At 65.2% G+C, this 11,494-nt stretch carries 10 protein-coding genes and 1 pseudogene; 3 read left to right on the top strand and 8 right to left on the bottom strand.

Annotated features, from left to right (window positions below; translation table 11 throughout):
* Nucleotides 1-72: 72 nt before the first annotated feature.
* The 6 genes from ET21_RS0122270 to phbB (ET21_RS0122295) form a co-directional block, all read right to left on the bottom strand.
* The gene (locus ET21_RS0122270) at nt 73-1,197 is read right to left on the bottom strand and encodes an ABC transporter permease (RefSeq protein WP_030541428.1); all 1,125 of its coding nucleotides are present in this window, start codon (nt 1,195-1,197) and stop codon (nt 73-75) included.
* A gap of 3 nt (nt 1,198-1,200) precedes the next feature.
* Nucleotides 1,201-3,978: a ribosome-associated ATPase/putative transporter RbbA gene (rbbA, locus tag ET21_RS0122275; protein ID WP_030541429.1), complete on the bottom strand. Its 2,778-nt coding sequence runs from the start codon at nt 3,976-3,978 to the stop codon at nt 1,201-1,203.
* The gene (locus ET21_RS0122280; RefSeq protein WP_030541430.1) at nt 3,975-5,048 is read right to left on the bottom strand and encodes an HlyD family secretion protein; all 1,074 of its coding nucleotides are present in this window, start codon (nt 5,046-5,048) and stop codon (nt 3,975-3,977) included. Before ET21_RS0122280 ends, rbbA begins: the two co-directional genes overlap by 4 nt.
* Complete coding sequence (locus ET21_RS0122285; RefSeq protein ID WP_051768305.1) at nt 5,045-6,487, bottom strand: efflux transporter outer membrane subunit; 1,443 nt, start codon at nt 6,485-6,487, stop codon at nt 5,045-5,047. The genes ET21_RS0122280 and ET21_RS0122285 overlap by 4 nt, the downstream gene beginning before the upstream one ends.
* Before the next feature lie 125 nt (nt 6,488-6,612).
* A complete protein-coding gene (locus ET21_RS0122290) occupies nt 6,613-7,029 on the bottom strand; it encodes a hypothetical protein (protein ID WP_030541432.1) in 417 nt (138 codons plus the stop codon).
* 84 nt (nt 7,030-7,113) lie between these two features.
* Complete coding sequence (gene phbB / locus ET21_RS0122295) at nt 7,114-7,842, bottom strand: acetoacetyl-CoA reductase (RefSeq protein ID WP_030541433.1); 729 nt, start codon at nt 7,840-7,842, stop codon at nt 7,114-7,116.
* A 155-nt stretch (nt 7,843-7,997) separates the two neighbouring features.
* Here phbB (ET21_RS0122295) and ET21_RS0122300 point away from each other — a divergent pair, with 155 nt between their 5' ends.
* On the top strand, nt 7,998-8,672 hold the full coding sequence (locus ET21_RS0122300; protein ID WP_030541434.1) for a TetR/AcrR family transcriptional regulator: 675 nt from the start codon (nt 7,998-8,000) through the stop codon (nt 8,670-8,672).
* Between the two features lie 199 nt (nt 8,673-8,871).
* On the opposite strand, the pseudogene ET21_RS28950 reads toward ET21_RS0122300, so the two are convergent.
* Together ET21_RS28950 and ET21_RS0122310 are read right to left on the bottom strand one after the other, a co-directional pair.
* Nucleotides 8,872-9,371: pseudogene (locus ET21_RS28950) on the bottom strand (MarR family winged helix-turn-helix transcriptional regulator).
* Nucleotides 9,343-9,768, bottom strand: coding sequence for an organic hydroperoxide resistance protein (locus tag ET21_RS0122310; protein WP_030541435.1), 426 nt, complete (start codon nt 9,766-9,768; stop codon nt 9,343-9,345). Before ET21_RS0122310 ends, ET21_RS28950 begins: the two are co-directional and overlap by 29 nt.
* 605 nt (nt 9,769-10,373) lie before the next feature.
* Between ET21_RS0122310 and ET21_RS0122315 the strand changes: the two genes are divergently transcribed.
* Together ET21_RS0122315 and phbB (ET21_RS0122320) are read left to right on the top strand one after the other, a co-directional pair.
* Nucleotides 10,374-10,598 (top strand): hypothetical protein, encoded by a 225-nt coding sequence (locus ET21_RS0122315; protein WP_030541436.1) that lies wholly within the window; start codon nt 10,374-10,376, stop codon nt 10,596-10,598.
* A gap of 145 nt (nt 10,599-10,743) precedes the next feature.
* Nucleotides 10,744-11,466 carry an acetoacetyl-CoA reductase gene (gene phbB, locus ET21_RS0122320; protein ID WP_030541437.1) on the top strand — a complete coding sequence of 241 codons (723 nt, stop codon included), beginning with the start codon at nt 10,744-10,746 and terminating at the stop codon, nt 11,464-11,466.
* Nucleotides 11,467-11,494: the final 28 nt, after the last annotated feature.

Genomic DNA, 11,494 nt, shown 5'->3' on the forward strand with positions numbered 1-11,494 from the left:
CGAAGGGTGCCGATACGAAGAGCGCGCTCGGGGGCGCCTTGGCCTGCTTCATATCCGGCCCGTGTTGCCTGCTCATGCCATCGCCCCGATCGTTTTCCGGAACCGCGAAAGGGCGACAGCGAAGAACAGCGCGCCGATGACAGTGATCGCGAGGAATTGCGGCCAGACCACATCCAGGCCGGCCCCACGGTAGAGGATCGCCTGCGCCATTTTCACAAAATGGGTGGTGGGTGCCGCGAGCATGATGGTCTGGACGAACTCCGGCATGCTTTCGCGCGGGGTCATGCCGCCGGAGAGCATCTGCAGCGGCAGCAGGACGAGCATCAGCAACAGGCCGAACTGGGGCATCGAACGGGCGATCGTCCCCATGAAGATGCCGATCGACGTCGTCGCGAACAGATGCAGGCCGGCGCCGAGGAGGAACAGCATCACCGAGCCTTCGATCGGCACGTGCAGGAGACCCCGGACGACCACCGTCAGGGCGAAGGCACAGGCAAGGAGCACGACCAGGCCCATCGCCCAGACCTTGCTCGCCATGATCTCGAAGGGCGTGACGGGCATCACCAGCAGATGCTCGATCGTGCCATGCTCGCGCTCGCGGATTAGCGCCGCACCGGTCAGCACGATCGAAAGCATCGTCACGTTGTTGATGATCTCCATCACCGCCCCGAACCAGCTTTGCGCCAGTGTCGGATTGAAGCGAGCGCGCAGGGCAAGGTCGACAGGGAGCGGCTCGCTCGCGCGGGTTCCCTTCATGAACTCTGAAACTTCGCCCTGGACGATCTGCTGGATATAGCCGCCGCCGGTGAAGGCCTGGCTCATGCGCGTGGCGTCGATGTTGAGCTGGACCGCAGGCTGGCGCCCGGCGAGCACGTCCCGCTGGAAGTCGGGCGGAATGTCGAGCGCGAAGGTGTAGCGGCCCGCGTCCATGCCCTTGTCGGCCTCATCCAGGCCAACCAGCCACGGCGGCGTGAAGTGCGGCGGGTAGAAGGCGCCGATGACGCGGCTGGAGAGCGGCGACTGATCCTCGTCGATGATCGCCACGGGCGCCTTGTGGAGCGTCTCCGGCATGCCCGTTGCCGACACATAGATGCCGAGCGAGAAGGCGTAGAGGATAAGGAACAGCATCATCGGATCACGCCACAGGCTGCGCAGTTCCTTTATGCCGAGCCGGTAAGTGTTCGAGACATGGTCCATGGCTCAGCCCTCCTGCTTCTTGAGGAACAGGACGCAGATGCCGAGGATCACGGGAAAGGCTATCGCAAGCGCCACCAGCTCCCGGGTCAGATCGCCAAAGCCCAATCCTTTGGAGAAGACGCCGCGGCAGATCGTGACGAAGTGCGTGGTCGGAAAGATCGCGCCGACCGCAGCGCCTGCTCCCTCGAGCGAGGATACGGGATTGATCAGGCCCGAGAACTGGACAGCGGGCAGGATGGTGCCGATCGCAGTCGCGAACATGGCCGCGATCTGGCTGCGCATGAAGATCGAGAAGAGCAGGCCGAACCCGGTCGCCGAGAATGTGTAGAGCAAGGCGCCCAGGGTCATCACGAGGATATTACCGGTGATCGGAACGCCGAAGATCGTCACCGCCAGAAGCACCAGCAACACGAAGTTCGCCATGGCAAGGGCCACATAGGGAAGCTGCTTGCCGAGCAGGAACTCGACCCGGCCGATCGGGGTCACGTAGAAGTTGATGATCGAGCCCAGTTCCTTCTCGCGAACGACGCTCAGCGCCGTCAGCATCGCCGGTAGCAGAAGCAGCAGCACGGGAATTACGGCGGGCGCGATGGCAACGAGGCTCCTGACGTCCGGGTTGTAGCGATAGCGGACCTCGATGTTGACGAGGCCCGTCGCCGGGCGAGCGCCCTGCTCCCCTGCCGCCACCTCGCCCAGCCACTGGGCGTGCATGGCCTGGATATAGCCCTGCACGGTTTCCGCGCGCTGGGGCATCGCGCCGTCCATCCAGACGCCGATCTGGACGGGTATGCCGCGCCTCAGGTCACGGGCGAAGTTCGGCGGTATCTCGATCGCGACGCTCAGCTCGCCCGAGCGCATCCGCCTGTCGAGCTGGGCATAGTCGGTGATCTGCGGCCGCTCCACGAAATAGCGCGACCCGGAAAGATTGAGCGCATAGCTCTCGCTCGTGGTCGTGGCGTCGCGGTCGAGCACGGCGAACGGAAGGTTCTCGACATCCATGCTGATGCCGTAGCCCATGATGAACATCAGGATGACGCTGCCGAGCAGCGCCAGGGTGGCGCGGATCGGATCGCGCCGGAGCTCCAGCGCCTCGCGCCTGGCATAGCTCATCATCCGCCTGCGGCTGAACCGGCGGGAGCGGCCGGCCTTGGAGGGTGGCACGACGTCCTCGCCGGATACCGGGGATACTGCCGCATCGCCTTTCCCGTCATCATGACCTTCCCTTGTCTCTCCCTCCCCTTCCGCCGCTTCCTCCAGATAGGCAATGAAGGCATCTTCGAGGCTCGTGCCGCCGCGCTTCTCGACGATCGCGTCCGGCGTGTCGCTGACCAGCACCTTGCCGGCGTGCATCAGCGAGATACGATCGCATCGGGCGGCCTCGTTCATGAAATGGGTGGAGATGAAGATCGTCACCCGGTCGTTGCGCGACAGGTCGATCATCATTTGCCAGAACTGGTCGCGCGCGATCGGGTCGACGCCCGAGGTCGGCTCGTCGAGGATCAGCATCTCCGGCTTGTGGATCATCGCGACCGCAAGGCTGAGCCGCTGGCGCTGGCCGAGCGGCAAGGCGTCGGGCAGCGCATCCATGATATCGGTCAGGCCGAAGCGCCCGGTCATCTCCTCGATGCGCGCCGGAATCTCCAGGGGCGGGACATGGAAGAGCTGGGCGTGGAGTTCCAGATTCTGGCGGACGGTGAGCTCGGAATAGAGCGAGAAGGCCTGGGACATGTATCCCACCCGCCGCCGGGTCGCCATGTCGTCATTCTCGACCTCGCGCCCGAACAGCCAGGCCTGCCCTTCGCTCGCCTTGAGGAGCCCGGTCAGCATCTTCATCGTCGTCGACTTGCCGCAGCCGTTTGAGCCGAGGAAGCCGAAGATCTCGCCGCGTTCGATACGGAAGTCGACATGGTCGACGGCAGTGAAGTCGCCGAACCGCATCGTCAGGCCTTTCGCCTCGATGGCGATGTCTTCCGCGCCCGCATCGCGCGGTGGGATTGCGACCGGCTTGTGCCCGCGCCGGCGCTCCTCGGGCAGGAGCGCGATGAAAGCCTCTTCCAGCGTCTGCGTTCCGGTGCGCTCGTAGAATTCGACGGTGGTTCCGGTGGCGAGCACCTTGCCCGCATCCATCGCCACCAGCCAGTCGAAGCGGCTCGCTTCCTCCATATAGGCGGACGCCACCAGCACGCTCATGTGCGGTCGGTCCTCGCGGATGCGGTCGATCAGGTCCCAGAACTGCGCGCGCGACAAGGGGTCGACGCCCGTGGTGGGTTCATCCAGCAGCAGGAAGTCCGGATCGTGGATGAGGGCGCAGCACAGGCCGAGCTTCTGCTTCATGCCCCCCGACAGCTTGCCGGCCGGGCGCTTGCGGAAGGGTGCGAGACCGGTGCTCTCGGTCAGCTCGGCAATACGCCGCTCGCGCTCGGCGGCATCCTGCCCGAAGAGCCGGCCGAAGAACTCGAGGTTCTCGTCGATCGAAAGGGTGGGATAGAGGTTCTTGCCGAGACCTTGCGGCATATAGGCGATGCGCGGACAGATCGCCTCGCGATGCTCGCGGTGCGCCATGTCGCCGTCGAGCACCTCGACGCGCCCTTGCTGCACCGCCCTCGCCCCGGCGAGCAGCGAGAACAGGCTCGATTTGCCGACCCCGTCCGGGCCAATCAGCGCGACCATCCGGCCCGCCGGGATCTCGAGGTCGATGCCATCGAGCGCCAGCGTCTTCCCATAACGGAGGCTGACGCCCGACAGACGCGCCGCGGGCGGAGGCGCCGAAGCTTTCGTCATTGCGAGACGTTGACGGCGAGCTTCCGGGGCCACTCCGTCCGGGGATCGATCCGCACATAGGCCATGCCCGGCAGCCCCGTCTTCACCTGGGTGATGTTGCGTTCGAGAAGCGCACGGTCGATGCGTGCCTTCACCCGGAACATCAGCTTCTGGCGCTCGCTCTCCGTCTCGACCGTCTTGGGCGTGAACTGGGCGACATCGGCGACGAACGACACCTTCGCCGGGATCACATGATCGGGCGCCGCATCGAGCACGATCCGGACCTCGCTCCCCAGCGCCACCCTGCCCGCAACGGTCTCGGGCAGGAAGAAGGTCATGTAGACGTCGCCGAGGTTGACGAGATTGAGGACGCGGCCGCCCCCAGCCACCACCTCGCCCGGCTGCGCTACGCGATACTGGACACGGCCCCCGGCTGGCGCGCGGAGGTCGCTGTCGCGTATGTCGGCCTCGATCCGCGCGATGGTCGCCCGCGCCGCGTCGACATTGGATCGGGCGCCGATTACCTGGCTCCGCGCCGTACCGATGGCGGCATCGACCGCCGCCAGCTGCGCCCTTGCCGCTTCCACCGCCGCGGTCGCGCCTTCCACCTGCGCCTCGTCGTCGTCGCGCTCCTGGACGGCGGTGGCGCCTTCGCGCGCCAGCGTCTCGGAGCGGGTCAGACGCTTGCGCGCCGCATTCAGCTCCGCCTGGCGCTGGCGAACGGCCGCAAGCGCTGCCGCGCGCTCGCTCTGCCGCTGAGCGACCTGGCTCTGGGCGACCTGCACGGCGTTCTGCGCCTGCGCGAACTGCGCCTCCGCCTCCGCCTTCTGGGCACTCAGGACATCGGTATCCATATGGGCGACCACCTGGCCGGCCTTCACGAACGCGCCCTCGTCGACCACGATGTCGCGGATACGCCCCGGCGACTTGGCGGACACATCCATCTCAACCGCCTCGATCCGGCCATTGCCGCCGACGATGCCCTCGGGAAGCTCGGCAGGCTTGAGAAGTTGCCACAGCACCAGGATGAGGGCGACAACCGCCGCCGCGATGCCGCCCCGGATGAGCCATGTCTTCTGGGGCGCCGTCATCGTTCCTGTTCTCCTGCTGCCGGGGTGGCGGGCGGGACCGCGTCGGGAGCCGGCTGGTTCACAAAGCCGCCCCCCAGGGCGGCATAAAGGGCGATCGCGCTGGCAAGATGCGCACGGCGCAGCTGCACCAGCGTCTGCTCGGTGTCGAACAGGTCACGTTGTGCATCCAGCACCTCCAGATAGGCGGACCGGCCGTTGTCGAAGCGCAATTGGGCAAGCCGGGCGCGCTCGCGCAGCGCGTCGAGAACGGTTCGGGTCGTCTTGATCTGGAGCGCGAGCTGTCGCCGCCGGACGAGGGCATCGGAAACATCCCTGAACGCGCCCTGGATCGTCTTCTCGTAGTCAGCCACGGCCTCGACCTGCCGCGCTTTCGCAACGTCGAGATTGGCGGAGAGCCGCCCGGCGTTGAACAGGGGCTGGGTGATCGTGGGGGAAAAGCTCCATGACCGGCTGCCGTCGCCGAACAGTCCGTCGAGATCGGCGCTGGCCGTGCCGAAAGCGCCGGTCAGCGAGATGTTCGGGAAGAACGCCGCCCGCGCCGCGCCGATATTCGCACTGGCGGCCCGCAGGCGATATTCGGCTGCGACGATGTCGGGGCGATTGGTGAGCAGTTCCGATGGCAGGCCCGGCGGCAGCGCGATGTCCGGCGCTCCCTGGGCGAGGCCCAGCGGTCCCGGCGCGATCTCCACCGGTTCCCCCACCAGCAGCGCCAGCGCGTTCCGGTTGATCTCGCGATCCTGGTCCAGCCCCTGCAGCACGGTCTGCGCCTGGGCGAGCAGGGTCTGGGCCTGCGTCATCTCGAGCTTCGAGCCGGAGCCCACCTCGTAGCGGCGGCGCATGATCCGCAGCGCCTCCTCGCGGGTCGCGATCGTGCGCCGGGCGATCGCCACGCGCTCTTCATATTCGCGCTCGAGCAGGTAACCGTTGGCGACCTGGGTGACGAGATCGGTGGCGACGGCGCGGCGCGCTTCCTCGGTCGCGAGATACTGGCTGCGCGCCGCATCCCTGAGGTTACGCAGGCGTCCCCAGAAGTCGATCTCCCAGCCGGCGCTCAGCTGCGCGGTCACCTGCTTTATGTCGTAGCTCTGGGTCCCGAGCCCGGGCAGATTGATGATGGAACGGCCGCGCGTTCCCGTGCCAACGGCATTGAGCTCGGGATAGAGGGCGGCCCCCTCGATCCGCCAGGCGGCGCGGGCTTCGGCGACACGCGCCGTCGCGATCCGGATGTCGCGGTTGTTCTCGAGCGCGGCAGCGATCAGCGCCCGGAGATGATCCTCGCGGAAGAAATCGTGCCAGCCGATACGCGCTATCGACGGCGCGGCATTCACCGCGTCGGGATAGCGTGCCGGAACGGGCTGCGCGGGGCGAACATGCGGCGGCGCAAAGGAGCAGGCGCCGGCCAGGAACAGGGCCGGCACCACGATGCATCGGCCCGACATCAGGCGCTTGCCACCGTTGGGTCTTTGTCGGTGAGCACGAGAGTCCCGCATCGCGCTCGGCCCTTCGTCCTCATCGGCGAGGCTCGTGCCGCGATCAGGGTCAAGCGGGCCGATGGGAACGACGCTCAAGGCTTCTCCGCCGGCGTTGCTGGCGGACGCACATCGGAACCCGGCTCGCGCGCGGCCGCCTTGAATAGCGGCCGGAACCAGCCCTGCACCGCCTCGGCGAGCTCCTGCTGTTGCGCCGTGCCGGGAACCAGCTCACGCGCCACTGCCTGCCACTCCTCGAAGGCGGTCTTGGCCTTGGCCAGCGCCTCTTCCCGGCTTCTCTCAAGATCGCCGAAGAAGCTCGCGGCCGCTTCCGGCTTGAGCGGGATCGACCCCGGCTTCAACTCCCGGACCTGCTCGGACAGCGTCGCTGCGGCCTTTCTGCCGATTTCCACATAATCCTCTCCGCTGGAGCGGACGATTTCGGCAAGCTTCAAAGCGAACTCGCCGTTTGCCCGCGCAAGAGCCGTGAACTGGTCGGTCGGATAGCTCATGGCGAATTCCTTTACAGCTTGTCCGAAGGGGGACGTGAGGCCGATCGGGGCTCGATGAACCAGAATATTCTTCCAGTCTTATGGTCAGCCATTCGCAATATATTGCCCTCCATTAAGGGTGAGGACCGCGCCCGTGCAGAAAGCGGCCCGCGGGGAGGACAGATAGGCGACCGCGTCGGCTACCTCTTCCGGTTGCCCCAGGCGGCCGACCGGGATTTCGGCGACGATCCCGGCGCGCACATCTTCCGGGACCGCCGCTACCATGTCAGTGTCGATATAGCCGGGACAGATGGCGTTGACCGTGATGCCGCATGACGCATTCTCCAGTGCCAGCGCCTTGGTGAAGCCGATCACACCAGCCTTGGCGGCAGAATAATTGACCTGCCCCCGCTGGCCCTTCTGGCCGTTGATCGAGGAGATGTTGATGATGCGGCCCGACTGTCGAGCGCGCATTCCCTCGATCACCGCGCGGGTCATGGTGAACATCGAATCCAAATTGGTGGAGAGCACCGCGCGCCAGTTCGCCCAGCTCATCCGGTGAAACATGCCATCCCGGGTGATCCCGGCATTATTGACCAGAGCACCGACCGGGCCATGCTCGGCTTCCACGGTCGCCACGCCTTCACGACAGGCCGCCTCATCGGCGACATCCCACCTGAAGACAGACACCCCGCTGTCCCGCCTGAACCGTTCAGCAGCCTCGTCATTGCCGTGATAGATGGCCGCAACGCTCCACCCCTCCGCCTTCAGCAAACGGGCGATCGCCGCGCCGATACCGCGGGTTCCACCGGTTACAATCGCAAGACCGGGCATCGCGCTGCCTTCCCTGTGCTAGACCCACCGCAGGACGGGACCGAGCCATTCCCCACGGAACTTATGTATACTTCGGGGTGTCGTTACCGTGATCGCAGGGCTTCGATCAAGCGCTAACTGTTCTAAAAGCGTGCAAAAGCGTTAAAGATGGGGTGGTGGCGAACCAGAACTCATCGAAAAACAGGCGGCAGCTGCCTCCTCGCGACCCCAAAGGGGGCAGGCCGACGCAGGAAATCGCCGCCAGGCTTGGCGAGCACATCCTCGAGATCGCGCTCGAGCAATTCATAGCTCTCGGCGTGGAAGGCGCCAGCATGGACGGGATTGCCGCCGCCGCGAACGTGTCGAAGCGCACGCTCTATGCCCGCCATGCCTCCAAGGCCGGCTTGCTGGTCGCGGCCGTTGAGCATGGCAGCAAGTCTCTCTTGAGAAAGATCGTCGCCGACATCCCACGAGGAAATGCGCGCGAGCGCGTGTTGAAGGTTTCGAGAAAGATGCTCGACGTCGCCTTGGATCCGGAGGTCATCGGCCTCGAACCGCTGGTGAACTGGATCGTCAGCCGCGAGCTTAACGGAGACGGCCCGGAACACGCCATCGGGGCGCAGGCCGGGGTGGCCGGCATCCAGTGCGTTCTCGAAGAAGCGGAGGACACGAAAGGAGCGATAGAGGATGTCGAGTTCCTCGCCGCTTTCCTCTTCGATGCGCTCGTGACCGCACCCCGGACGCGTATCCTCGTGCGCCGCGACCTTGAGAACAGTTCGAAGGCGAAAACCGCCTACCTGGAGAGGACGCTCGATCTGATCGCAAGGGCCATTCCATTCCTGAGCCGGTGACATGCATGCGCATGCCGGTGAACAGCTCGATACCGGATCGGCCTTGGCGCTGGCCGACGATCGCTCCGCATCCTGCGAGCAGCATATTCTGATCGTGATGGCCGCACGGGTCTCCGCAGGACGGCCCGCTTGCGCGCCGGGCGTCGGCGTATCGCTGGATCGCCAGCGATACGCGCCCATTGCGAGAGGCTGCCAACCCTTACCCGGCATTGGACAATCGCGGGCGGAAGACGTCAACCAGCCCGCGAACACGATCTCGCAGTTCGGCAACACCCTCCTCGCCGATGGCAAGCCACGAGGAGAGCATCGCGGGCACCTGTTCGGCAGACGCACGAAGATCGCGCCCCTTGGGCGTGAGCTCGATCAGCACCCGCCTCTCGTCGCTCGCTCACGGGCCCCATGAACCAGCCCGGCCAGTTCCATGCGTTTCAGGAGCGGCGTCAGCGTTCCGCTGTCGAGATGGAGCATTTCACTCAGCGAACCGACAGTCTGCGGGGTGCGCTTCCATAGGACCAGCATCACCAGATATTGCGGATAGGTGAGCCCAAGCTCGGCCAGTATCGGGCGGTAGAGCCGGTTGAGCAGGTTCGACGCGGCATAGAGCGGGAAGCAGACTTGCCGGTCGAGGTCGAGCGGATCGTCACCGCCCGCCAGGTCCACCTCCGTGCCTTCAGTTGACCGAAACCGCGATGGCGACATCGATGTTGTCCTTCAGCGCGTTGGAATAGGGACAGACGGCATGCGCCTTCGCGACCACATCTTCGGCGGTCGCCTGGTCGAGGCCGGTGATGATCACGTCGAGAGCGACAGTGAGGGCAAAGCCGCCGGCGCCGTAAGGCTGCATTCCGACTTTGGCAACGACGACGATGTCGTCATCCTTCACCTTGTCCGAAGCCGAACGGGTCACATGGATGACGGCATTCTCGAAACAGGCGGCATAGCCGGCCGCGAAGAGCTGTTCGGGATTGGTCGCATCGCCCTTGCCCCCCAGCGGAGCCGGCAAGGCCAGCGAGAGGTCAAGCAGACCGTCGTCGCTTTTCACCGTTCCCGCGCGACCGCCGGCCGCGGTCACTTTCGTGCTGTAGAGCGTGCTTATCCTTGATCCTTCACAAACTTGATGGGCATAACGTAGCGCGAAATAGGATTGTGTGTATGCTTTAAACTGACGGCGGTGAAGCAACGCCGGGTTCCGGTGTTCGCTACCATCGGGTCGCTGCGCCTGGGGTGATGCTTTCGACGGGATGCGCAGCTCGATCGTTCCTGGACTGGTCGGTCCCCGAGCGTCTCGACGAGCAAGCGTCGAGCAGTGGGAGTGCTGTGACTGCCACCGGGAAGCGCTGGATTCCTCCCGCATAGAGTTGGTTACAACGCCAACCGAACACGCCCTTCTGGACGGGCCTGCAAAGCTGGAAAGGTCCGCAAGGGGCGTCGCCTGCGGAAAAGGCGTTTGACGATCCCAATACGAAACGATTAAGTGTAGTTCCTGGTGCTGCTCCCGACTGCGGGGCGAGATAAACAAGGCACGTGGCTGCCAGGGACGGGCGAGCCAGGGGAGTTTGCACGAGAGGCGCACGGCGTCGCCTGCGGCCTGGAGCGACCCTGCTTTGCCTTCCGGTTCCCCGTCAGGGCCGTGGGCTGTTGAGGCCCGGAGACGAGCATGTCCGATTTTCAAGGCAGGGCCACGATCAAGACGGAGTGGCCATGGATCCGCGCGACGCCATCGCCTGCGAATCCGGAGCATCGGGCGCTCGCCTCGTGTGGGCAAATTTCGGCAAGAAGTCTGGCGCACTCGCAACCGACATCGATGAAAAGCAGGACACCCCATGTGCGGGGGAAGGTGCCTGCATCGACGCAGTTGGCTCGGCGTTCATTCATTCATCCGCCGATGATCAGCTCGGGCCGGCCAGCATTACCAATCAGGCATGATCGCGCATTGTCCCGCGAGGTGTCTTCGGCAACCCGGAGAGGTCATGTCCTCGCCGCCTCCCGCTTTCCCGTCGCGCCTCATCAATTACGAGCGGCTCACTCGCGCAATAGTGCGCAGCTTCCCCAACATCCAAGGATGATGTTCATGCCAAGAATCGCGCTTGTTACCGGCGGTGTCAGCGGCATCGGTGCCGCGACCGCGAAGCTTCTCAAGGAGAAGGGCTATGTCGTCGTCGCCAACTATTTTGGCAATGACGACGAAGCGAAGAGCTTCAACGAGGAAACCGGTATTCCGGTCTACAGCTGGAACGTTGCCGACTTCGCCGCGAGCCAGGCCGGCGTCGCGAAGGTAGTCGCCGAGGTCGGGCCGGTCGACATTCTCGTCAACAACGCCGGCATCACCCGCGACGGCACGCTCCACAAGATGACCGAGGAGCAATGGCGCAACGTCATCGACGTCGACCTGGGCGGGTGCTTCAACATGTGCCGCGCGGTGATCGAGGGCATGCGCGAGCGGCGCTTCGGGCGGATCGTCAACATAAGCTCAGTGAACGGCCTCTCGGGCCAGTTCGGCCAGACCAACTATGCCGCCGCCAAGGCTGGCGTGATCGGCTTCACCAAGGCGCTGGCGCTCGAAGGCGCGGCGCGCAACATCACGGTCAACGCGATCGCGCCGGGCTATACGGACACCGGCATGGTCGCGGCGGTGCCGCAGGAGGCGATGAAGGGCATTCTCGCCGCTGTTCCGGTTGGGCGGCTCGGTACGCCACAGGAGATCGCGCGGGGCGTGCTCTATCTCGTCGAGGACGAGGCCGGCTTCATCACCGGCGCCACCCATTCGATCAACGGCGGCAAATATATGGCCTGACTGCTGCAGCCCCGAGCAGGAAAGGATT

It is taken from the genome of Sphingobium sp. DC-2, from assembly GCF_000722555.1.
Classification (GTDB): domain Bacteria; phylum Pseudomonadota; class Alphaproteobacteria; order Sphingomonadales; family Sphingomonadaceae; genus Sphingobium; species Sphingobium quisquiliarum.